17 protein-coding genes are annotated in these 23,298 nt (G+C 54.7%); 10 read left to right on the top strand and 7 right to left on the bottom strand.

What is annotated here, in order from left to right; all coding sequences use genetic code 11:
* Positions 1-344: 344 nt before the first annotated feature.
* Together NP77_RS11400 and NP77_RS11395 are read right to left on the bottom strand one after the other, a co-directional pair.
* On the bottom strand, positions 345-1,688 hold the full coding sequence (locus NP77_RS11400) for a VOC family protein (RefSeq protein ID WP_039660191.1): 1,344 nt from the start codon (positions 1,686-1,688) through the stop codon (positions 345-347).
* Between the two features lie 67 nt (positions 1,689-1,755).
* On the bottom strand, positions 1,756-3,090 hold the full coding sequence (locus tag NP77_RS11395) for an aromatic acid/H+ symport family MFS transporter (RefSeq protein WP_039660189.1): 1,335 nt from the start codon (positions 3,088-3,090) through the stop codon (positions 1,756-1,758).
* A 319-nt stretch (positions 3,091-3,409) separates the two neighbouring features.
* Between NP77_RS11395 and NP77_RS11390 the strand changes: the two genes are divergently transcribed.
* On the top strand, positions 3,410-4,330 hold the full coding sequence (locus NP77_RS11390) for a LysR substrate-binding domain-containing protein (protein ID WP_003853723.1): 921 nt from the start codon (positions 3,410-3,412) through the stop codon (positions 4,328-4,330).
* Here NP77_RS11390 and smrA read toward each other — a convergent pair.
* On the bottom strand, positions 4,327-4,893 hold the full coding sequence (gene smrA, locus NP77_RS11385; RefSeq protein ID WP_003853725.1) for a DNA endonuclease SmrA: 567 nt from the start codon (positions 4,891-4,893) through the stop codon (positions 4,327-4,329). The genes NP77_RS11390 and smrA overlap by 4 nt on opposite strands.
* 316 nt (positions 4,894-5,209) lie before the next feature.
* On the opposite strand from smrA, the gene NP77_RS11380 reads away from it, so the two are divergent.
* Positions 5,210-5,962 (top strand): FNR family transcription factor, encoded by a 753-nt coding sequence (locus tag NP77_RS11380; RefSeq protein WP_003853727.1) that lies wholly within the window; start codon positions 5,210-5,212, stop codon positions 5,960-5,962.
* Positions 5,963-6,079: 117 nt separating this feature from the next.
* The gene (gene uspE / locus NP77_RS11375; RefSeq protein ID WP_003853729.1) at positions 6,080-7,036 is read left to right on the top strand and encodes a universal stress protein UspE; all 957 of its coding nucleotides are present in this window, start codon (positions 6,080-6,082) and stop codon (positions 7,034-7,036) included.
* A 49-nt stretch (positions 7,037-7,085) separates the two neighbouring features.
* Here uspE and pntB read toward each other — a convergent pair whose 3' ends face one another.
* Positions 7,086-8,474: a Re/Si-specific NAD(P)(+) transhydrogenase subunit beta gene (gene pntB / locus NP77_RS11370; RefSeq protein WP_039660187.1), complete on the bottom strand. Its 1,389-nt coding sequence runs from the start codon at positions 8,472-8,474 to the stop codon at positions 7,086-7,088.
* Positions 8,475-8,477: 3 nt separating this feature from the next.
* Positions 8,478-10,010 (bottom strand): Re/Si-specific NAD(P)(+) transhydrogenase subunit alpha, encoded by a 1,533-nt coding sequence (pntA, locus tag NP77_RS11365; RefSeq protein WP_008925238.1) that lies wholly within the window; start codon positions 10,008-10,010, stop codon positions 8,478-8,480.
* Between the two features lie 539 nt (positions 10,011-10,549).
* Here pntA and ydgH point away from each other — a divergent pair.
* Both ydgH and NP77_RS11355 read left to right on the top strand, forming a co-directional pair.
* A complete protein-coding gene (gene ydgH, locus NP77_RS11360; protein WP_003853736.1) occupies positions 10,550-11,503 on the top strand; it encodes a DUF1471 family protein YdgH in 954 nt (317 codons plus the stop codon).
* Positions 11,504-11,706: 203 nt separating this feature from the next.
* A complete protein-coding gene (locus NP77_RS11355; protein ID WP_003853738.1) occupies positions 11,707-13,098 on the top strand; it encodes a basic amino acid/polyamine antiporter in 1,392 nt (463 codons plus the stop codon).
* Positions 13,099-13,231: 133 nt separating this feature from the next.
* Here the strand turns inward: NP77_RS11355 and NP77_RS11350 are convergent, their stop codons facing one another.
* Positions 13,232-13,645 (bottom strand): hypothetical protein, encoded by a 414-nt coding sequence (locus NP77_RS11350; RefSeq protein WP_003853740.1) that lies wholly within the window; start codon positions 13,643-13,645, stop codon positions 13,232-13,234.
* Positions 13,646-13,823: 178 nt separating this feature from the next.
* Between NP77_RS11350 and rstA the strand changes: the two genes are divergently transcribed.
* The 5 genes from rstA (at position 13,824) to NP77_RS11325 (ending at position 19,148) form a co-directional block, all read left to right on the top strand.
* The gene (gene rstA / locus NP77_RS11345; protein ID WP_003853741.1) at positions 13,824-14,549 is read left to right on the top strand and encodes a two-component system response regulator RstA; all 726 of its coding nucleotides are present in this window, start codon (positions 13,824-13,826) and stop codon (positions 14,547-14,549) included.
* Positions 14,546-15,847 (top strand): two-component system sensor histidine kinase RstB, encoded by a 1,302-nt coding sequence (gene rstB, locus NP77_RS11340; protein ID WP_039660184.1) that lies wholly within the window; start codon positions 14,546-14,548, stop codon positions 15,845-15,847. The genes rstA and rstB overlap by 4 nt, the downstream gene beginning before the upstream one ends.
* An 18-nt stretch (positions 15,848-15,865) precedes the next feature.
* On the top strand, positions 15,866-17,353 hold the full coding sequence (locus tag NP77_RS11335) for a carboxypeptidase M32 (protein ID WP_039660183.1): 1,488 nt from the start codon (positions 15,866-15,868) through the stop codon (positions 17,351-17,353).
* 159 nt (positions 17,354-17,512) lie between these two features.
* Positions 17,513-18,043, top strand: coding sequence for an acid resistance repetitive basic protein Asr (gene asr / locus NP77_RS11330; RefSeq protein WP_033743054.1), 531 nt, complete (start codon positions 17,513-17,515; stop codon positions 18,041-18,043).
* Between the two features lie 295 nt (positions 18,044-18,338).
* Entirely contained in the window at positions 18,339-19,148 is an 810-nt protein-coding gene (locus NP77_RS11325) for a serine protease (protein WP_003853749.1), read from the top strand.
* Positions 19,149-19,204: 56 nt separating this feature from the next.
* On the opposite strand, the gene hrpA is transcribed toward NP77_RS11325, so the two are convergent.
* The gene (gene hrpA, locus NP77_RS11320; protein ID WP_039660182.1) at positions 19,205-23,107 is read right to left on the bottom strand and encodes an ATP-dependent RNA helicase HrpA; all 3,903 of its coding nucleotides are present in this window, start codon (positions 23,105-23,107) and stop codon (positions 19,205-19,207) included.
* Positions 23,108-23,298: the final 191 nt, after the last annotated feature.

Below are 23,298 nucleotides of genomic sequence, written 5' to 3'. Positions count from 1 at the left end.
GAAGCGAGAGATGCAGGGGCTAGCATGCCCATCAACAGGTTCAGAGCGTCAGTGATGACCAGGGATTAACGTTGTTTACGTTTCGCCAGCACGTGAATGCGTTGTCAGCGCCGACGATATCCACATTTCTCACGCATCCCACGCGTTTTTACTGCAAATAATTAGTCAGTTTTCTAACACATCAGGATACTCACGCCGCTAAATTTTCGCTGGATGGTGAAGCGTCTTTTTTTCCAGGTGAACTGAACAGTCCTGATCGATTACCTTCCATCAGGACCATCCGCTTAACAGGGCTGTGGTGAAGAGAGCAACGCGGGCAACGTAGACGTTGCCCGTAGACACTGTCAGGCCTCGCGCAGGCCGCACTGCGCCAGTGAGCGCTGCTGGCGCTCTTCATATAACGCCATTTCATCCAGCACAGGGGTACCCAATGCGGCTTCAAACGCCTGCCGGCTCGCCTGTCCCGCCGAACGAACCTGCGCCCGATCGCCAAGGTTAGACTGAAAAATGCCTGCCGCGCTCACGGGAAGAAAATCCTCATAGGTGATGGGGTCAGCCAGTACACGCCCTTCTTTGATAAGGGTCTCCAGCGATTCCCCCTGGGCAGGCGGCGTAGCAATACCCTTTTCGCTCAGGCGATAATGAAACCACGCCAGTCCCTGCTGGCGCAGCGTGGTTTCGTCGTCCGGGAAATCGCGGAAAATCGTCGACAGATGTTGCTGGTGTTGCTGATTATCCTGACCGCTGCCCGCCTCGCTCAGTAATCGATCGTAGAGTGCGCGTCCTGCGGGCGTCAGCGCTGCCCCGCGCTGCTCAATTTCTCCGAAGCGCGCCGTATGCGTTCCCTGATGACCTTCTTTAAAGATGATCGGCTCTTCCAGCGCTTTAAAGCTGGTTTGACGTAACAGGATGGGGACCTGACGACGAGGCGGTCCCTCGATCAGGGTTTTCGGATCGATACCGCGCGAAGGCATCAGTTGCTGGACACGGTCGATATCCAGTGTGCGCGGCGTAAGATGGTTGATGTGACAACCGGGAAAGCAGACTACATCCGCAATCAGCCGGTGCTGCTGGTTCAGCGCCTGATAGGTCTGGCTGTCTACACTGCTGTGAGCATGCCAGCGGAAGGTTTCCAGCGCTTCAGTCACAAATTCACCGGCCTGCTCCTCCGTTAATCCGCCCTGCTGCTGATGCAGTTGCAGCAACGCCCGGCAACGGGGAGTGAAAATGTTGCGCGCAGAGAGAATCTCCGCCGCTTTTTCGCGCAGCGCCGCATCGTCGATCAGTTCAGGGCGTAACAGCGAGGTAAAGACCCGGAAGGGGTTGCGCCGCAGTGCCGCATCAGTTACTGGCCGGAACGCGGTGGAGTGCACCGGCACCCCTGCCTGAGAGAGATCGTAATAGCCTACCGGATGCATTCCCATCACCGCAAACACCTGTCGCAGTGTGGCGAGTTCGTCTGCGGTGCCGACACGGATCGCGCCATGGCGTTCAACATTAAGTCGGCCGATTTCATCAGCAGCCGTAAGGCGATCTTTCAGCGCACTATCCGCTTCCAGTACGCGTTCATTAACGGTAGCGACCAACTGCATCAGCGTGCCATATTGCGGCACTTCCTGCTGATACATGGCTGACATTGCCTGAGAGAAACGGGTGCGGATGAGGTCCGCACTGATAAAGTTGTCCATCTTATCCACCTGACACCATGATCGTTGCTGCTAATGTAATGCAACGCGCTGGCGCCAGTGGAAAAAATCACGAATCTGTGATCGGCTTAAAGCCATAGCGGTTTTTTAACAGCAGCATCAGGGTAGTGATCACAGCCGGTATTGCCAGCAGCAGAAAGATAACGCTGAAAGACCAGCCGAGTGACATCATCTCTGCACCGACGAAAGCGCTTAAAATCGCACCAATGCGGCCCACACCATGCATCCAGCTGGAGCCAGTGGCGCGTGCGTGCGTGGGATAGTAGCTGGCGGATAAGGCATTCATGCCGGTGTTAGCGCCGTTGAAACAGAAGCCACTGCAAAAAGCGATTGCGCTCATCATGCCCACTTCGGCTGGCGAAAAGCCAAGGGCCACGATAAACAGCCCGCCACAGCCGTAAATCGCTGCCAGCGCCAGATTGGCATTAAAGCGATCCATCATCCAGCCTGCAAACAACGATCCCAGCGTCCCGCCAGCCTGATACATCGCGGTGATAATCGCCGCTTCGGTGACAGACATGCCCAGCGTGTTGACCAGTGATGGCAGCCAGCTGCCAATCAGGTAGACCATGAACAGTCCCATAAAATAGCCACCCCACAGCATCGTGCTGCCAAACAGATAGCGGCGTGACAGGACGGTGCCGATCGCGCCACCCGCCGGCACGCTGACTTCCGGCGCGTGAAACGCACAGTCTGGTCGGGTTTTGCCCGGCATCATCCGATCAAGGATGGCGTGAATGCGGGCAGCCGGTGCACCACGACTGATGAGGAATCGCACGGATTCCGGCAGGCCACGAATCAGTAATGGCAGCACCAGCAGCGGCAGCATGCCGCCCAGTAGCAGCACAGAGTGCCAGTTATAGCGCGGGAGCAGCCATGAAGCGGCAAATCCCCCGCTGGCCGCGCCAAAGGTGAAGCCGCAGAACACAACGGTGATAAGAAACGCCCGTCGCCGTTCAGGCGCATACTCCGCCACCAGCGTACCGACGTTGGGCATTGCGGCACCCAGGCCCAGCCCGGTCAGGAAGCGGAACAGCATCATCTGTTCAATATTTTGTGACAGCGCGGTTGCCAGCGTCCAGAGACCAAAAAAGAAAACGCTTAAGATAATCATCATGCGACGGCCATAGCGGTCAGCCAGCGGCCCCGCCACCATCGCACCCAGCGCAAGACCGATTAAGGCGGCGCTGATGACAACGCCAAGCTGATGATTTGTTACGCCCCACGCGGCTTTAAGCGTCGGCGCAATAAAACCCATAATCGCAATGTCCATGCCATCGAGTGCTACCACGATAAAGCAGAGAGCAATGAGCCGCTTTTGCCAGGGGCTCAGCTGCTGCTGGTTGATAAGCTGGCGGACATCTACCGCCTCGATGCTGGTCAATGAACACTCCCTGAGTAAAGAAATCTGGCATCAGTTTAAGTAAAAAAAACGGCGTTTATGATAGCTGATCGTTAACCTTAAGCGGTCAGATTTTTGTTTGATAGTGAGAATCATTCATATTCATTCAATTAAGTCGTTGATTTCTCTTTGACCAGAGAATGAACGCGTCACAACCGTTTTAAGATGAATGCTTGAAAATCATGGCGTTAAACAGCGAAGCGGTCATTCCCGTGCTTTTGTTAAAAAAATTTGCAGCAAAGTTAACAGAATTCATTTTTAACAGTTGCCTCACGCCCTTCATTCTCATTAAGTTTAGGATATGGAAAAAAATATCCTTTTCAATCAGCGCATTCGCTTGCGCCACTTACACACCTTTGTTGCGGTTGCGCAGCAAGGTACGCTGGGCCGGGCGGCTGAGACGCTTAGCCTGAGTCAGCCTGCCCTGTCTAAAACCCTGAATGAGCTGGAGGAACTGACCGGCGTTCGTCTGTTTGAACGTGGCCGTCTGGGCGCGCAACTGACCACCATGGGGGAACAATTTCTGACACATGCCGTGCGTGTGCTCGACGCGCTCAATCATGCCGGTCAAAGTTTTAATGAGCAGCCAGGCGATGCGCCGGTGATTATCCGGCTGGGTGCGCTGACCACCGCCGCAATGGGGATGCTGCCACGCATTCTTGATCGTTTTCATCAGTTACAACCCAATACCACTATCCAGGTGGCAACGCTGCACAACAATGTGCTGCTGGCAGGATTACGCGGCGGTGAGTTTGATATCGGCATTGGACGGATGGCGGACAGCGACATGATGACCGGTCTGACCTATGAGCTGCTTTTTCTGGAGTCGCTTAAGCTGGTAGTGAGGCCGGAACACCCGCTTTTAAGTGACAACGTCACACTTTCACGCGCCATGCAGTGGCCGGTGGTGATTTCGCCCGAAGGCACTGCACCGCGCCGGATTGCACAACAGATGCTGGATGAACAGGGGTGTACGTTGCCACCTCACTGTATTGAGACCTCATCGACCTCACTGGCACGCCAGCTGGCTCTCCGCTACGACTATATCTGGTTCGTTCCTTCCGGCGCGATTAAAGAGGATCTCAGCCACAACGCGGTCTGTGCGCTGCCGATCAACTCATCCGGCCCGGGCGAGCCAGTGGGCATCATTACGCGCACCGGCGCAGAGCTCAGCCTGAGTGCCGAAGTGCTGATGTCTACCATTCGTAAATTTCACAGCTAGCGGCTGCGTTTCGCATGCCGCTCGCGGTTTTCAAGGCGCGCTTTATCGGTTTTACGTAAACCCACGTAGAGCGCACCGCCTCCGCCATGGCGGGTCTGTGCCACGCAAAAAGTCTGTACGTCGTCAAACTGCTGTAACCAGCGCGCGAGATAGCTTCGTACGATATTGGCATGTGACTCGTTATCACGTCCTTTGCCGTGAATGATCAGCAAATTTCGTAATCCCTGTTTGTGTGCCTGCATCATAAAATTGAACAGCGCCTGACGGCAGGTTTCTACCGGTTGCCGTAACAGGTTGAGACTGGCATCCAGCTTGTATTCACCCCGACGCAGTTTATCCAGAATACCCTGCTGGATGCCGTCGGCTTTATATTCCAGCTGCGTATTAAGTGGGATAATCTCCAGGTCACCCCGGGTCAGGAAATTCTCCAGCTCAGATTCGCCCGGCGGTTTGCGTGGTGCTTTGGTTGAAGGGGCTTTCAGCCACAGGGTCGTGGTGGTGTCTTTCAATGGCGTGACATCGCCCATGGCATCCCGAAAAAGATCGTTATCATCAAGGTTCATGGTTTTCTCACACCGGGTTAAATTGATCGAATGTGTCAGACAGGCTTTAACAGTTAGCGTAGCAAAAGCTGGAATTACCGGACCACCCGCCTTTTCCCACCCTAACGGGCCGTAGAGAATCGTGCAACAGATCACATAAGCGGAAAGTTATCGTGACAGTAGTCTCTTCCCGCATACTTAAATGCCCGTTACATCGGCCTTTGACGCCGTATATATCCTCCATAATGTTTGTGGGTGTAAAACTGCTCGGATGAGTTCCCTTCAGCACAAAAAATGTTAAAATTGACCCCAGTCACTTATCGTCGAGCAAACCATTATGATCCCTGAAAAACGCAGCATACGTCGTATTCAGTCGGGCGGTTGTGCCATTCACTGCCAGGATTGCAGCATCAGTCAGCTCTGCATCCCCTTCACGTTAAATGAACATGAGCTGGATCAGCTCGACAATATCATTGAGCGTAAAAAACCGATTCAGAAAGGGCAAACGCTTTTTAAAGCGGGAGACGAACTCAGGTCTCTGTATGCCATTCGTTCCGGCAGTATTAAAAGCTATACCATTACCGAACAGGGTGATGAGCAAATTACCGGTTTCCATCTGGCGGGTGATTTAGTTGGCTTTGATGCCATTTTAAATGCCAGCCATCCCAGCTTTGCGCAGGCGCTGGAAACGGCCATGGTGTGTGAAATTCCTTTTGAAACGCTGGATGACCTGTCAGGTAAAATGCCGGCACTGCGTCAGCAGATGATGCGTTTAATGAGCGGTGAGATTAAAGGCGACCAGGATATGATTCTGCTGTTGTCGAAGAAAAATGCTGAGGAGCGACTGGCGGCGTTTATCTGGAACCTCTCACGCCGTTTCGGCCAGCGCGGCTTTTCACAGCGTGAATTTCGCCTCACCATGACGCGCGGTGACATTGGTAATTACCTGGGCCTGACGGTTGAAACCATCAGTCGCCTGCTGGGCCGTTTTCAGAAGTCCGGTATGCTGGCGGTGAAAGGCAAATACATCACAATTGAAAACCACGCCCTGCTGGAAGAGTTAGCGGGCCAGAGTCACCAGGCCGCCTGATTCAAAGCCGGATCAATAAATCTTATTTTATTGATCCGGCAATAACTTTTTCACTTCTTCCGCTGTACAACATAGGCTATCTTTACTCCAGTCGCTCTGGTTTAAGGAGAACGCCTCATGTCCCAGTACCAAAATATTCTGGTCGCCATTGATGCCCAGCAAGACGATCAGCCCGCGCTGCGACGTGCGGTCTATCTGAATCAACGTATCGGCGGAAGAATTAAAGCCTTCCTGCCTATCTATGATTTTTCATATGAAATGACCACCCTGCTTTCGCCGGATGAGCGCGCGTCTATGCGCCAGGGTGTCATCAGCCAGCGTACCGAATGGATCCGCGAGCAGGCCCGCGCTTATCTTGATGCCGGTGTCGACATTGATATCAAAGTGATCTGGCATAACCGCCCCTTTGAGGCCATCATTCAGGAAGTGCTCGCTCATCAGCATGATCTGGTGCTGAAAATGGCGCATCAGCATGACCGCCTGGAGTCCGTGATTTTCACCCCAACCGACTGGCATCTGCTGCGTAAATGCCCTTGCCCGGTCTGGATGGTCAAAGATCAGCCGTGGCCGGAAGGCGGTAAAGCCATTGTCGCCGTCAATCTTGCCAGCGAAGAGCCGCATCACGATGGCCTGAATCAGAAGCTGATTCGTGAAACGATGAAGCTGGCGGAAAAGGTGAATCAGACCGAAGTCCACCTTGTCGGTGCCTACCCGATTACCCCAATCAATATTGCTATCGAACTGCCCGATTTTGATCCCAGCGTCTACAACGATGCTATCCGGGGTCAGCATCTGGTGGCCATGAAAGCACTGCGCCAGAAATTCTCAATTGGTGAAGAGTTCACCCACGTGGCTAAAGGCTTGCCGGAAGAGGTTATCCCCGATCTGGCCGCGCATCTCGGTGCCGGCGTAGTCGTGCTGGGCACCATCGGAAGGACCGGACTATCAGCGGCGTTCCTGGGCAATACGGCGGAACAGGTGATCGATCATCTGCGTTGCGATCTGCTGGCGCTTAAGCCTGACGATTTCAAGTCGCCGATTGATCTGGATGATGAAGAGGACGAGGAGGATTAACGTCTCCTCGTAAAGAAAATGGGCGGCTGATTAGCTGCCCATTTTTTTATTACAGCGCTTTGAGAATCGCTTCCACGCTGGCTTTGGCATCGCCAAACAGCATCTGGCTGTTCTCCTTAAAGAACAGCGGATTCTGAACGCCGGCATAGCCTGTGTTCATTGAGCGTTTGAACACCACCACGTTGTGCGCCTTCCACACTTCCAGCACCGGCATTCCCGCAATCGGGCTGCGGGGATCATCCTGCGCTGCCGGGTTGACGGTATCGTTAGCACCAATCACCAGCACCGTGTCGGTGTCGCTGAAGTCATCGTTGATTTCATCCATCTCCAGCACCACGTCATAAGGCACTTTGGCCTCGGCCAGCAGCACGTTCATGTGCCCCGGCAAACGCCCCGCGACCGGATGAATGCCGAAGCGCACTTTGATGCCAAGCGCGCGCAGACGTGCCGTGATTTCCGCTACCGGATACTGCGCCTGCGCCACGGCCATGCCGTAGCCTGGGGTAATAATCACCGAGCGGGAGGCTTTAAGCATCTCTGCGGTCTCTTCAGCGGTAATTTCACGATGCTCGCCCGCTTCCTGCGTTTCGTCACCACTGCTGACTTCAGTACCGAATCCACCCGCGATCACGCTGATGAACGAACGGTTCATCGCTTTACACATGATATAGGAGAGAATCGCACCGGACGAACCCACCAGTGCACCGGTCACAATCAGCAGATCGTTGCTGAGCATGAAACCGGCGGCGGCGGCGGCCCAGCCTGAATAGGAGTTCAGCATCGACACCACGACCGGCATATCGGCACCGCCAATCGACGCGACCAGATGCCAGCCAAACGCCAGTGCAATCACCGTCATCAGCAGCAACGCAAAGACCTGCGCAGCGCTGCTGCTGGTGTTAACAAACCACAGCAGCAGCAGGAACGAGACCAGCAGCGCCAGCAGATTGAGCTTGTGACGATGCGGTAACGCCAGCGGTTTTGAGGAGATTTTGCCGCACAGCTTGCCAAACGCCACCAGCGAGCCGGTGAAGGTGACGGCACCGATAAAAATACCGATAAACACTTCACTGAGATGGATATTTTCCATCACTGCTGGCAGGCCAGGCGCATGGTCGATATAGCTGTTTATGCCGACCAGTACCGCGGCCAGGCCGACAAAGCTGTGCAGAATCGCGACCAGTTCCGGCATTTCGGTCATTTCGACTTTCTTTGCCATGCGGATACCAATAGCGCCGCCAATCACCATCGCCAGCAGGATCCAGACCACGTTACCGCTGTCCGGACCAAAAATGGTGGCGACCAGCGCAATCGCCATGCCGCTGATACCGAAACTATTACCCCGCTTAGACGTCTCGTGACGCGAGAGACCGGCAAGGCTACAGATGAAGAGAATTGCAGCAACAATATAGGCTGCAGTGACTAATCCGCCAGACATGTCTTACCCCTTACGAAACATTTTCAGCATGCGCTGGGTGACGGTAAAGCCACCAAAGATATTGATGCTGGCAATCAGCACGGCAATAAAGGAGATAAAGGTGACCCAGCCACCGTGCCCCATCTGCAAGACTGCCCCGATCACGATGATGCCGGATATGGCATTGGTCACGGACATCAGCGGCGTATGCAGCGCATGACTGACGTTCCAGACCACGTAATAACCCACCACACAGGCGAGCGCGAACACGGTAAAATGGGAGAGGAAATCGGCAGGCGCCACGTTGGCCAGGCTGCCAAACAGCACGATGGCCAGAGCAATAAGCAGATATTTTCGCCACGGTGAAACAGGTTTCACCTCAATCTTCACTGCCGGTTTCGCGGTTGCCGGTGCAGCCTGAGGTGCAGCGGACACCTGAATCGGCGGTGCCGGCCAGGTGACTTCCCCCTCGCGCACCACAGTCACGCCCCGTACGACTACATCGTCGAAGTCGACCTGGATTTCGCCATTCTTCTCTTTGCACAGCAGCGTCATCAGGTTGACCAGGTTGGTGCCATAAAGCTGGGAGGATTGCGTTGCCAGACGGCTCGGCAGGTCGGTGTAGCCAATGATTTTGACGCCGTCAGGTGTCACAGTAACCTGATCCGCGACGGTCAGCGCACAGTTGCCGCCAGTCTGCGCGGCCAAATCCACAATCACACTGCCGGGCTTCATGCTGGCAACCATCTCTTCGGTGATCAGTTTCGGTGCCGGTTTGCCAGGGATCAGCGCCGTGGTGACAATGATATCGACTTCTCTGGCCTGACTGGCAAACAGGGCCATCTCCGCTTTAATGAACGCCTCGGACATCACTTTGGCATAGCCATCACCGCTGCCAGCTTCCTCTTTGAAGTCGAGTTCAAGGAATTCGGCGCCCATACTCTGCACCTGCTCTTTGACTTCGGGACGGGTATCAAACGCCCGGACAATCGCGCCCAGACTGCCCGCTGCACCAATTGCTGCCAGCCCGGCCACACCTGCCCCAATCACCATCACTTTTGCCGGTGGCACTTTGCCCGCCGCCGTGATCTGCCCGGTAAAGAAGCGACCAAATTCATGCGCAGCTTCCACAATCGCACGATAACCGGCAATGTTTGCCATGGAGCTCAGCGCATCCAGCGACTGCGCCCGTGAAATGCGCGGCACCGAGTCCATTGCCATGACAGTGACCTGACGTGCGGCCAGTTTTGACAGCAGATCGGGATGTTGCGCGGGCCAGATAAAGCTAACCAGCGTGCTACCCGCGCGGGTCAGTGCAATCTCTTCGTCATCGGGTGCATTTACTTTCAGCACGATGTCGGACTGCCAGACCTGATCTCTGTCGCTGAGCGTGGCGCCAGCGGCGATATAGCTTTCATTATCGAAGCTGGCGCGTTTACCTGCGTCACGCTCCACGGTGACACTAAAACCCAGCCTGATAAGTTGTTCCACGGTCTTTGGCGTGGCGGCCACGCGCGACTCGTTTGGCAACCTTTCCTTGGGTATTCCAATTAACATAGTGTTTCCTTTCATCGGTTAAGGATGATGGCCCGTATCTGCACCACGACTGCGCAACTGAAACGCCGTTTCGGTTACTTATAGACGAAATGCATGTATTTCAAAGTGTTTATAACCTACTGAAAATGTGACCAGCGATCTATAGCGTCTGTACAGAGTGATGACATTCACTCAATTATTCAGCGTTCTGCTTAAAAATCGGTGTTAACCCACTGCAAAACAGCCTGACAGGCAAATATTCTGCCAGAGATAATTATGAGCGGGCGAATTAAGCATCAATAAAAACCTATAATTAACAATGCATTAACTGTTTAACCGATATTAGTTATCGCTTTTAGTGATAACCGTGGCTAAAACGGGCCATAACTGCGTTTGATGACAATTAAATGAAAAAATGATGGTTTAATAACGCGATCTGACACAAAAAATCGCTGCGACAGTCTGTTTATAACATGCAATAATCAGCGGCTAATCTGTTATACATCAAGAGTCCAGCACGTTTTCGTACTCATTTTTGCGTAAGGCGAAGGATTATTTTTATGAAGCTGAAGAACACTATTCTGGCGTCCACTTTGTTGTCCCTGCTGGCAGCCAACGCATTCGCTGCGCAGGAGTTAACGCCAGAAAAAGCGGCAGCGTTGAAGCCATTCGAACGTATTAATATCACCGGCCGTTTCAACGCGATCGGCGACGCTGCCGATGCCGTCTCTAAGCGTGCAGATCAGATGGGCGCTGCCTCTTATTACATCCAGGCAATCAACGACAGTAACGGCAACAGCGGTAACTGGCGCGTCACGGCTGACCTCTATAAAGCCGATGCGCCGGCAGCTTCAGCGTCAACAACGTATCGTCGCTTTAACGGCGTTAATGAACTGCCAAAAGCAGAAGCCTACAGACTTGAACCGTTTGATACCGTTTCGGTCAGCGGCTTCTTTGCCAGCCAGCCGGATGTTAACGACGCTATTTCAAAAGCCGCGAAAGAGAAAGGTGCCGCATCATTCTTTATCGTGCGCCAGATTGATGCTAACAGCGGTGGCAACCAGTACGTCACCGCCTATGTCTACAAAGCGGATGCTAAAGAACGTACAGTGCAGACACCAAACGCCATCCCAGCCGATTCAGAAGCAGGTAAAGCTGCGCTGGCAACCGGTGGCGCGGCAGCCGCTAACGTAGAGATTCCTGGCGTGGCCTCATCTGAAACGCCAAGCAACAAAGTGGGCCGTTTCTTCGAAACACAAAGCTCTACCGGTAAGCGCTACACGGTGAATCTGCCTAACGGTAAATCGGTGCAGGAAGTTAACGCGATTACCGCCGCGCAGATGCAGCCGTTTGATACCGTGACTTTCACGGGCCACTTCGGTTCACCTACTGAGGTTTCAGAAGAAGTGGCGAAGCGTGCTTCAGATAAAGGTGCCAAGTTCTATCACGTGACTCGTCAGTGGCAGAACCAGAGTGGCGGTAACCTGACCGTGACGGCTGACCTGTTTAAGTAATCCCTCACAGGGCGGCACCCGCCGCCCTGCTGTTTGCAAACCTGCTTTGTTTTGCATAGTTATGCATTGCCATCCCCTGCCACACTCCGTAAAATCCCCCGCCTGTTTTACCGGATATTGTCCCTGGATTGTGCCATTGGTCTGACATAACCCAGCGATATAATCCGATTTACCCAGCCATATATGCTAGCGGGAAGGTTGTTTTGGAGAAAAAATTAGGTCTCGGTGCGCTGACAGCACTGGTGCTCAGCTCAATGCTGGGTGCAGGTGTGTTCAGTCTGCCGCAAAACATGGCTGCAGTGGCCGGTCCGGCTGCTCTGCTGCTGGGTTGGCTGATCACCGGTGTCGGCATTATCTTTCTTTCGCTGGCGATGTTGCTGTTAACCCGCCTTAAACCCGAACTTGACGGCGGCATCTTTACTTACGCCCGCGCCGGATTCGGCGAACTAATGGGGTTCTGCTCTGCATGGGGCTACTGGCTGTGTGCTGTTATCGCCAATGTCTCCTATCTGGTAATTGTCTTCTCGGCCCTGAGCTTCTTCACCGATACGCCGGACCGGATTATTTTTGGTGATGGCAACACCTGGCAGGCGATGCTGGGCGCATCCGTGCTGCTGTGGCTGGTTCACTGGCTGGTGCTGCGCGGTGTGCAGACAGCAGCCAGCATCAATCTGATGGCCACGCTGGGCAAGCTGGTGCCCTTACTGCTGTTCATTGTGCTGGCGGTGATGGCGTTCAATTATGATCGCTTTCGCTTCGATTTTTCCGGCGTCACGCTGGGGCAACCGCTCTGGGAGCAGATCAAGCAAACCATGCTGATCACTCTTTGGGTCTTTATCGGGGTTGAGGGTGCGGTGGTGGTTTCTGCGCGTGCACGTCAGAAAAAGGATGTGGGCCGTGCAACACTTTTTGCCGTTCTGGCTGCCTTACTGGTCTATTTGCTGGTAACCCTGCTGTCGCTGGGCGTGGTTCCGCGCGCTGAACTGGCTGAAATGCGCAATCCGTCCATGGCGGGATTGATGACAAGACTGATGGGCAACTGGGGCGATGCGGTGATTGCGATTGGCCTGATCGTCTCTGTCTGTGGTGCCTACCTGAGCTGGACGATCATGGCTGCTGAAGTGCCGCTGATTGCTGCGCAGCAGGGGGCGTTTCCTCGCATTATCGCCCGACAGAACCGACACAACGCGCCGGCCGCCTCGCTGTGGCTGACCAACGGCAGCATTCAGCTCTGCCTGATCCTGATTGCCCTGACCGGTGCTAACTACAATAACCTGCTGACCATCGCCTCAGAGATGATTCTGGTGCCCTATTTACTGGTGGGGTTATACCTGATCAAAGTGGTGCGCGGACAGAATAAACCCATGGCGATGGCGGTGGGTGTCGGCGCCAGTCTGTATGGCATCTGGCTGCTCTACGCGTCGGGGCCAATGCACCTGATGGCGTCAGTCGTGCTCTACTCCCCAGGCCTGCTGTTGTTTCTGTTTGCCCGACGCGGCGGCCGCGCTGATGTTGCGCTGACCTCGCTGGAGCGGATTGCAATGGGATTACTGATTGCTGCGACGCTGCCCGCTGTGTGGCAGCTGACCACATAGCGCCGGATCCATCGGGCGTCATTGTTGCAGAGAGTCTGGACACGGGTAGCGCAGGACACGCAGGCGTACATGAGGATAATGAGCGCTGCCCGGTGTCAGACTGACTGATTTACTAGCCTGGTGAGAGAGGTGCTTAGTGTGACTGCACCGGGATCGACACACACAGCAGGTCATCCTGCTGGGTAAGATTCAGCGGTTTTGAATATTCATGATGGATCGCGTCCAGCTGCTCCGCAGAGAGCGGATAAGGGAGCTGAATATCAAAACGGCTTATCTGCTGCTGTTCTGCGAGCGTAATCAGGCGTGCGATGTTAATTTCGTCGCTGACCTGAGTAGAAATGATTTGTAATGCTAATTCTTTTAACGGGTCGTCACTGCCCTGTAAACGGTGTGCTGATTTACGTGTCACCATGCCAAAGATCGGCATCACACCATAAATAGCATCAACGAAGCTCCAGCGCTTTTTGCAGGAAGCGGAAAGAAAGTCACTGTAATTGAAGCAGATGCGGTCGGGGTATATGGCTGATGCCAGCTCTTTATCAGACACACTAACGCTCCTCATGATAATCATCGATATCCCAAACCTGGCGCAAAAATGCCGCGCTAATGATTGCACATATTGACGGTTATATACCAGCAAGCCACGGATATTTCGTGCGATAACGTAGAGCTCAGGACCAGGACAAGATATGATTTCTCTCACGTCTGTTTCTGCTTTGTGAACTATGAACAAAATTGTTTATGTTGAAGATGAACCTGAAGTGGGTTCGCTGATTGCAGCTTACCTTGGTCGTCATGATATTGAGGTAATTGTCGAGACGCGCGGTGATCGTGCTGAAGCGGTGATAGCGGAACAGCAGCCGGATCTGGTGATGCTGGATATCATGTTACCCGGCAAGGATGGCATGACCATCTGCCGCGACCTGCGGGCCAACTGGCAGGGACCGATTGTGTTACTGACGTCACTGGACAGCGACATGAATCATATTCTGGCCCTGGAGATGGGTGCGCAGGATTACATCCTGAAAACCACCCCGCCTGCGGTGCTGCTGGCTCGCCTGCGCCTGCACCTGCGTCAGTCCCATCAGGGACAGCCGGAAGATACACCGAGCGCACCTGCTGCCAACCGTATGCTGCGTTTTGGCTCGCTGACCATTGATGCCCTGAACCGGCAGGTCACGCTGTTTGAGGAGCAGATCGCCCTTTCTACCGCAGATTTCGATCTGCTCTGGGTGCTCGCCAGTCATGCGGGCCAGACACTGAACCGGGATGCGCTGCTGAAAACATTGCGTGGCGTCAGCTATGATGGTTTAGACCGTAGCATCGACGTGGCGATCTCGCGGCTGCGTAAAAAGCTGCACGACAGCGCCACCGAGCCCTTCCGCATCAAAACTATCCGCAACAAAGGCTATCTGTTTGCACCTCAGGCCTGGGATACCCGCGGACTATGAGAAAGCTTTTTATTCAGTTCTATCTGCTGCTGTTTGTCTGCTTCCTGGTGATGGCCTTACTGGTGGGGCTGGTTTATAAGTTCACCGCTGAGCGGGCAGGCCGCCAGTCGATGAATGACCTGATGGCCAGCTCGCTCTACCTGATCCGCAGCGAACTGCGCGAGATCCCGCCGCGCGACTGGAATAAGACCATCAAGAGTCTCGATCTTGGTCTCTCATTCGACCTGCACATCGAGCCGATGAACAAATATCAGCTTGATGAAGGCAACATGCGTCGGTTGCGTGCCGGAGAGATTGTTGCGCTCGATGACCAGTACACCTTTTTACAGCATATTCCGCGCAGCCACTATGTGCTGTCAGTCGGACCAATTCCCTATCTTTTCTACCTGCATCAGATGCGGCTGCTGGATATTGCCCTGCTGGTGTTTATTGGCATGTCTCTGGCACTGCCGGTGTTCATCTGGCTTCGTCCCCACTGGCAGGAGATGCAGCGACTGGAAAAAGCAGCGCAGCGTTTTGGCCGGGGTGAGCTTGATGTACGTACCCATTTTGACAGTACCTCCAGCCTCTTTCGGCTTGGTATCGCCTTTAACCAGATGGCCGAGAATATCAATACGCTGGTAGCCAGCAAAAAGCAGCTGATTGATGGCATCGCCCATGAGCTTCGAACGCCGCTGGTGCGCCTGCGTTACCGGTTAGAGATGAGCGACAACCTGACGGATGGCGAACGGGTGGCGCTGAACCGCGATATCGGCCAGCTTGAAAGCCTGATAGAGGAACTGCTGACCTATGCACGACTTGATCGGCCGCGCGTCGATCTCAATCTTAAAACACTGGATCTCGCCAGCTGGCTGAGCGAGCGGCTTGACGATTTTCGCACCATCAACCCGGACATACGGCTCGACCTTGACCTGCCACAGCGTGAAAACATCGGCGTTTCTGATACCCGCCTGATGGAACGAGTGCTGGATAACCTGGTGAACAATGCGCTGCGTTATGCTCAGCAGCGGCTGCGTGTCAGTTTATGGTTTGATGGCGCGATCGGGTGTCTGCAGGTGGAAGATGATGGTCCCGGCATTCCGCCGGAAGAGCGTGAACGGGTTTTCGAACCCTTTGTCCGACTTGACCCGAGCCGCGACCGCGCCACAGGCGGCTGCGGATTAGGCCTGGCAATTGTCTACTCTATTGCTCAGGCGCTCAGCGGCAAGGTGACAATTGAGTCCAGCCCGCTGGGCGGCACCAGCGTTCGCTTTTGCTGGCCGGTTGATCTAACCTTGCGCGAAATTGCGCAGCGTTAAAACCACAAGGAGTCTTACGTGACCTCAGCGTATCAACAACTGACCAAAACTTTCCAGCGCCTGTCCCGTTTCAGTCACGTCACGGCGATTGCCGGATGCGACATGCAGACCACCATGCCGCCGGGCGGCAGTCAGGCTCGCGGTGAAGCACTGGCTGAAATGAGCGTGCTGCAACACCAGATTCTGACTGCCCCTCAGGTCGGTGAGTGGCTTAAGGCTGCTGAGCAGCAGTCGCTGAACGATGTCGAGCGGGCCAATCTCAACGAGATGCAGCGCGCATATCAGCAGGCAACGCTGCTGCCTGATGATTTTGTTGAAGCCAAATCGATCGCCGGTTCGGTCTGCGAACATGCATGGCGCACTCAGCGTCCCGCCAATGACTGGCAGGGTTTTGCCGCCAACCTCAAAGAGGTGGTCCGCCTGAGCCGTGAAGAGGCCCAGCGCCGCGCCGACGCCAGTGGCTGTTCCCGTTACGATGCGCTGCTGGATCTCTATGAACCAGGTATGACCCGGGCCCGACTGGATGAAACCTTTGGCGAACTGAAAACCTGGCTACCTGACCTCTTACAGCAGGTCGTGGAAAAACAGGCACAGCAGAAGGTCATAACGCCGCAGGGGCCATTCGCCGTGCCTGCGCAGCGGCAGCTCGGTCTGAGCATTATGGAGACGCTGGGTTTCGACTTTAACCACGGTCGTCTGGACATCAGTGCACATCCCTTCTGTGGCGGTGTGCCGGAAGATGTGCGCATTACCACCCGTTACAATGAGAATGAGTTTCTCAGTGCCATGATGGGCGTGATTCACGAAACCGGCCATGCTCGCTATGAACAGAATCTGCCGAAGCAGTGGCGCGGTCAGCCGGTAGCACTGGCGCGATCAACGGCTATCCACGAATCACAAAGCCTGTTTATGGAGATGCAGCTTGGTCGCAGCCGTGAATTCCTGCAGCGCATTCTGCCGCAGGTGATCGCCACCTTTGGCGATCAACCCGCCCTGCTGGCGGATAATTTCGTGCGCCTGACCCAGCGGGTTTTGCCTGGCCTGATCCGGGTTGACGCTGACGAGCTCAGCTATCCGGCGCATGTCATTTTACGCTACGAAATTGAGCAGGCGTTGATCGAAGGGGACATTGAGGTTGAAGATATCCCGGCGCTGTGGGATGAGAAGATGATGCAGTCGCTGGGGCTGGATACGCGGGGTAACTACCGCGATGGCTGTATGCAGGATATTCACTGGACCGACGGCGCCTTCGGCTACTTCCCCACCTATACGCTGGGCGCAATGTACGCCGCGCAGCTGTTCCAGTCGTTACAGAAGGCTATTCCTCAGCTCAGTGAGCTGATTCAGCATGGTGAGCTGCAGCCGGTGTTCGACTGGCTGCAACAGAATATCTGGCAGCACGGCAGCCGTTTCCAGACCGACCAGTTGCTGATCAACGCCACTGGCGAAGCGCTGAACCCGGCTTTCTTCCGCCAGCACCTTGAACAACGTTACCTTAATAGCTAAGCTTTCGGGCGGTCATCTGACCGCCCTTTCCCGCCTTTGTACAATCGGTTACACGCCGATACCAAACACCCACGGACACCGTTCATTGATTTCCCTATAGTCTCTTCACCGGCCCCGCAGTGGGCTACACATGAAAAAATAGTCTCCGAGGGATTTGCGATGAAAAAATTATTTGCACTGGTTGTCGCCGCTGCTATGGGTATGTCTTCTGTTGCTTTCGCTGCTGACACCACAGCTGCTCCAGCTGCTGCGCCAGCCGCAACAACTACTACTCCTGCCGCTGCAGCACCGGCTAAAACTGTTCACAAGACTGCGCACAAGAAACACCATAAAGCTGCTCAGAAAGCCCAGGCTGCTCAGAAACACCACAAAAAAGCGGTGAAAAAAGATGCAGCGCAGAAAGCGCAGGCTGCTAAAAAAGTTCACCACAAAAAAGCGGTAAAACCTGCTGCACAGAAAGCTCAGGCCGCTAAAAAAGTTCACCACAAAAAAGTAACTAAACCAGCCGCTCAGAAAGCGCAGGCTGCTAAAAAAGTTCATCACAAAAAAGTAACTAAACCAGCTGCCCAGAAAGCTCAGGCTGCTAAAAAAATGCACCACAAAAAAGTAACTAAACCAGCTGCCCAGAAAGCGCAGGCTGCTAAGAAAATGCACCACAAAAAAGTTGTGAAACCAGCAGCTAAAAACTAAGGTCGCCTTCAGCGCACGGCCACGAGATGATGAATAAAAACACCCGGTTCTGCCGGGTGTTTCTTTACTGGAGTGGATGAAATGACGAGAGTGGATGAAATAGTGCGTCGCTATCGCTTCGAAATTATTCTGCTTGTTATGATCCTGTGTGGCATTGTTGCAGCCAGCTTTTTTATTTAGATGCTGTAGCGTACTGATTAACCAATAAAACTCCCTTTTTCAACGCTCACCGACTATAGTTACCGTACTTACGTAATAACAATAACGTTAATTTTTTCTCGCCATTGAGATTTCTATGCGCCTGGCTACCTTGTTAATGGTTGGACTCTTCAGCTTTGCCACCACGGTTCATGCCGATGATGACGATGACTCGCCTACTCCTGCTGAGATTAAGATGCTGTTCTTCGGCAAGGATCATCGCCAGGCAATCACCGATATTACTGCTGCCCCCTGGGATGCCATTGGCCAGCTGGAAACCGAAAGTGGTAACCTCTGTACTGCCACGCTCATCTCTCCCCATCTGGCCCTGACCGCCGGACACTGTCTGCTTTCCCCGCCCGGGAATTTCGATAAGCCGGTTGCGCTGCGATTTATGGCCAGCGATAAAGGGTGGCGCTACGAGCTTCATGATATTGATGCGCGGGTGGAACCTTCGCTGGCGTCAAAATTAAAAGCGGATGGCGAAGGCTGGATCGTGCCGAGCAGTGCAGCACCCTATGATTACGGCATCGTGATATTACGCAATCCGCCTTCAGCGATTACGCCCATTCCCTTGTTTGATGGCTCACGCAGCGATCTCACGGCGGCGCTGAAGCTGACCGGACGTAAAGTGACGCAGGCAGGCTATCCGGCCGATCATCTGGATACGCTCTACTCCCACAGCGATTGCCTGATTACCGGCTGGGCGCAACGTGCGGTGCTGTCGCATCAGTGTGACACGCTGCCGGGTGACAGTGGTTCACCGCTGCTGCTTAAAAGCGATAATGGCTGGCAGTTAATCGCGGTACAAAGCTCTGCGCCCGCAGCGAAAGATCGCTATCTGGCTGACAACCGCGCAATTTCGGTCACCTCGTTTAAAGACAAGCTGGAATCCCTCGCGCAGTAACCGCACTGACGCTTTACCATTGGGTGCGCGCCTGTTAAGACGCGCACCCTGGCTTTTTAAGCCGCTATCTGTTCCATCGTCTGCAGGATGCGCTTATCTGAAATGGGATAAGGTGTGCCTAACTGCTGAGCAAAGTAACTGATACGTAGCTCTTCAATCATCCAGCGGATGTTCTGAACCTCTTCATCATCCTGACGCTGCGGCGGCAACTTATTACGCCACGCCTGATACGCCTGTTCCACTGCCTGCACTTTTAACATGCGCGCCCGATCGCTGTGCGGGTCAGCAGGCAGCTTTTCGAGCCGCCGTTCAATACCATTCAGATAACGCAGCGTATCGGCCAGTCGCTGCCAGCCATTGCCGGTGACAAAGCCGCGATAGACCAGACCATTTACCTGCGCCTTGATATCCGATAATGCCAGCGCCATGGTCATATCAACCCGGCCTTTCAGACGCTTATTGATGTTGAAGACGGCCGTGAGGATCTGCTCAACCTGTTGTGCGATCGTCACAACGGTCTCATTGAGTTCACCGCGCACTTTGTCACGCAACTGCTCAAACGCGCCCTGGTCCCAGGCCGGACCGCCCGCTTCACCTATCAGCTTATCAATACCACAGGCGATACAGTCGTCGATGAGCTCCAGCACTTTGCCATAAGGGTTAAAGTAGAGTCCGAGCTTGGCTTTGTTCGGCAATTTCTCGTGCAGATATTTAACCGGAGACGGCACATTCAGCAGCAGCAAGCGACGCTGACCGCGCCACATCATTTTTTGCTGCTCCTGCTCGCTGTCAAACAGGCGAATGGCGACGCTCTCTTTCTCATCGACCAGCGCAGGCCAGGCTTTGACCTGATAGCTGCCGCGCTTCTGTTCATAGCTGCGCGGCAGATCGCCGAAGCTCCAGATGTGCAGTCCGCTCTGCTCCAGCCCGTCATCCGCCACTTTCGATAGCGTTTCCTGCACTTTATCTTTCAGCTGCGCCTTGAGCGCGGTGAGATCTTTACCTTCCAGCAGTTTACGGTTGTGCTCGTCTACCACGCGGAACGTCATTTTCAGATGATCGGGCACCTGTTCCCACTGCCAGTTTTCACGTTCCAGCGTGACACCGGTCATGCGGCGAAACTCACGCGACAGCGCATCAAGCAGTGGCATCTCCATCGCCTTCACGCGTCCCAGAAACGCTTCAGCGTAGTTGGGAGCTGGCACCAGGTTACGGCGCAGCGGTTTGGGCAGCGACTTAATCAGCGCGATGATCAGCTCACGACGCACGCCTGGGATCTGCCATTCAAAGCCGCTATCCTCAACCTGATTCAGCAGCGGCAGCGGAATATGCACCGTGACGCCATCCGCATCGGCACCTGGCTCGAACTGATAACTCAGCCTGAGTTTGAGGTTGCCCTGATGCCAGAAATTGGGGTAGTCGAGCTGGCTGACTTTATCCGCGCCCTCTTTGATCAGCATCTGCTTGTCGAAGTTCAGCAGCTCGGCGTTTTCACGGCTGGCCTGCTTCCACCAGCTGTCAAAATGCTTCGCCGACACCACCTCTTTGCCAATGCGCTGGTCATAAAAAGCAAACAGCGTTTCGTCATCCACCAGGATGTCGCGGCGACGGGATTTGTGTTCCAGATCCTCGACTTCACTACGCAGCTTCTGGTTAGCCCGGAAGAAAGCATGACGCGTCTGCCAGTCGCCTTCCACCAGCGCGTGGCGGATAAACAGCTCACGGCTCAGTGTAGGATCGATGCTGCCATAGTTCACTTTGCGAGCGGCCACAATCGGCAGACCATAGAGCGTGACTTTTTCAGCGGCCATCACCGCGCCCTGCGATTTCTCCCAGTGCGGTTCGCTGTAGCTGCGCTTAATCAGATGCTGCGCCAGCGGCTCAATCCACTCTGGCTCAATGCGCCCCGCCGTGCGGCCCCACAGGCGGCTGGTCTCAACCAGCTCCGCGACCATGGCCCACTTCGGCGGCTTCTTAAACAGCCCGGAGCCAGGGAAGATGGCGAAGCGGGTGTTGCGTGCCCCGGTATACTCCTGCTTATCGGCATCTTTCTGACCGATATGCGACAGCAGACCGCTTAACAGCGCGCAGTGAACGGGCTGCAGCTCAGCCGGTTCGCTGTTCACCGGAATCCCCAGTTCCCGCACCACCTGCCGCAGCTGGGTATAGATATCCTGCCATTCCCGCACGCGCAGATAGTTAAGGAAGTCGGTTTTGCACTGACGACGGAAAACATTGCCGGACAGCGCTTTCTGCTGCTCCGCCAGATAGTTCCAGAGATTCACGTAGGCAAGAAAGTCGGAGTCTTTATCAGCAAAGCGTCGATGCTTCTCATCCGAAGCCTGCTTTTTATCTGCCGGACGCTCACGGGGATCCTGAATCGACAGGCCTGCGGTGATAATCATCACTTCGCGCACGCAGCCAAATTTCTGCGCTTCCAGCACCATCCGCGCCAGGCGAGGATCCACGGGCAGCTGCGCCAGCTGACGCCCGGATCCGGTCAGCTTGTAGTGGCCGTTCTCTTCATTCAGCGTCAGCGCCCCCAGCTCTTCCAGCAGACGGACACCATCCTGAATATTGCGTTTATCGGGTGCTTCCACAAACGGGAAGGCGGCAATATCGCCCAGACCCAGCGAGGTCATCTGCAGGATAACCGACGCCAGGTTGGTGCGCAGGATTTCAGGATCGGTAAAGGCCGGACGACTCAGGAAGTCATCTTCTGCGTAGAGGCGAATACAGATACCGTCTGACACACGCCCGCAGCGCCCTTTACGCTGATTGGCAGACGCCTGGGATATGGGCTCAATCGGCAGACGCTGCACTTTGGTGCGGAAGCTGTAACGGCTGATACGCGCCGTGCCGGGATCGATCACATATTTAATTCCAGGCACCGTCAGCGAGGTTTCCGCAACGTTGGTCGCCAGCACGATGCGACGACCGCTGTGCGACTGAAACACCCGATTCTGCTCAGCATTGGACAGCCGGGCATAGAGTGGCAGCACTTCGGTGTGCGGAAGATCGCGTTTGTTGAGCGCGTCGGCGGTATCGCGTATTTCGCGCTCGCCGCTCATAAAGATCAGGATATCGCCACGGCTTTCCCGTCCCACTTCATCCACCGCATCAAAAATCGCCTGCAGCTGATCACGGTCGCCATCATCCGCCTCTTCGACCACCGGACGATAGCGCACTTCAACAGGATACGTGCGGCCAGAAACTTCAATCACCGGCGCATTATTGAAATGACGGGAGAAGCGCTGAGGATCGATGGTAGCGGAAGTGATGATAACTTTCAGATCGGGGCGGCGTGGCAACAGCTCACGCAGATAACCGAGCAGGAAGTCGATATTCAGGCTGCGTTCATGGGCTTCATCAATGATGATGGTGTCATATTGCATCAGCAGGCGATCCTGCTGGATTTCCGCCAGCAGAATCCCGTCAGTCATCAGTTTAATCTGCGTCAGATCGCTGACCTGGTCGTTGAACCGCACTTTGTAGCCGACACAGCCGCCCAGTGAGGTGCTGAGCTCATCGGCAATGCGGTTCGCCACGGTCCGCGCGGCCAGACGGCGCGGCTGAGTATGGCCAATCAGCCCGGTAACACCGCGTCCCAGTGCCAGACAAATTTTCGGCAACTGGGTGGTTTTACCTGAACCGGTTTCACCAGCGACAATCACCACCTGATGATCGCGAATCGCCTCAGCAATATCCTGCTGCTTCTGACTCACCGGCAGATTGTCCGGGAACGTAATCGCTGGGGTAGCCGCGCGGCGCTGGGCCACGCGCTGTTCGGCGGCGACGAACTCCAGCGCCAGCTCGCTGGCAATGCCCTGCTGCGCCTCAGGATTTTTGGTTTTTCTGGCTCCCTGCAGGCGGCGCTGTAGCCGCTGGCGATCGCGCAGCATTAAACCGTCGAGCCGTGACCAGAGCGCTGCCAGTGGGGAAGTATCGGGTGATGACATAATTGTGACGTACCTTACTCAGACGGTGTCGCTACGTAAAGCAGCGCCCTGAAGCCGGGGTAACCAGCTGATTCAATAAAATAATTGCGCGTATCATAGCACATTCTGAACTGTTCAGGCGGCAGCTCCCGGTTACGCTTATTCAATAAATTCGAACATGGGTCTCGAAATATTGCGCTTTCACCGCGCCA

The sequence above is a fragment of the Pantoea sp. MBLJ3 genome, assembly GCF_000816655.1.
In the GTDB taxonomy this organism is placed as follows: Bacteria; Pseudomonadota; Gammaproteobacteria; order Enterobacterales; family Enterobacteriaceae; genus Pantoea; species Pantoea eucalypti.
This window is presented reverse-complemented; position numbering and strand designations above follow the sequence as displayed.

Bases quoted from the DNA above. Each gene is read 5' to 3' on its own strand.
- NP77_RS11400 (WP_039660191.1), bottom strand. From the start codon at position 1,688: ATGGACAACTTTATCAGTGCGGACCTCATCCGCACCCGTTTCTCTCAG.
- NP77_RS11390 (WP_003853723.1), top strand. From the start codon at position 3,410: ATGGAAAAAAATATCCTTTTCAATCAGCGCATTCGCTTGCGCCACTTA.
- smrA (WP_003853725.1), bottom strand. From the start codon at position 4,893: ATGAACCTTGATGATAACGATCTTTTTCGGGATGCCATGGGCGATGTC.
- NP77_RS11380 (WP_003853727.1), top strand. From the start codon at position 5,210: ATGATCCCTGAAAAACGCAGCATACGTCGTATTCAGTCGGGCGGTTGT.
- uspE (WP_003853729.1), top strand. From the start codon at position 6,080: ATGTCCCAGTACCAAAATATTCTGGTCGCCATTGATGCCCAGCAAGAC.
- pntB (WP_039660187.1), bottom strand. From the start codon at position 8,474: ATGTCTGGCGGATTAGTCACTGCAGCCTATATTGTTGCTGCAATTCTC.
- pntA (WP_008925238.1), bottom strand. From the start codon at position 10,010: ATGTTAATTGGAATACCCAAGGAAAGGTTGCCAAACGAGTCGCGCGTG.
- ydgH (WP_003853736.1), top strand. From the start codon at position 10,550: ATGAAGCTGAAGAACACTATTCTGGCGTCCACTTTGTTGTCCCTGCTG.
- rstA (WP_003853741.1), top strand. From the start codon at position 13,824: ATGAACAAAATTGTTTATGTTGAAGATGAACCTGAAGTGGGTTCGCTG.
- rstB (WP_039660184.1), top strand. From the start codon at position 14,546: ATGAGAAAGCTTTTTATTCAGTTCTATCTGCTGCTGTTTGTCTGCTTC.
- asr (WP_033743054.1), top strand. From the start codon at position 17,513: ATGAAAAAATTATTTGCACTGGTTGTCGCCGCTGCTATGGGTATGTCT.
- NP77_RS11325 (WP_003853749.1), top strand. From the start codon at position 18,339: ATGCGCCTGGCTACCTTGTTAATGGTTGGACTCTTCAGCTTTGCCACC.
- hrpA (WP_039660182.1), bottom strand. From the start codon at position 23,107: ATGTCATCACCCGATACTTCCCCACTGGCAGCGCTCTGGTCACGGCTC.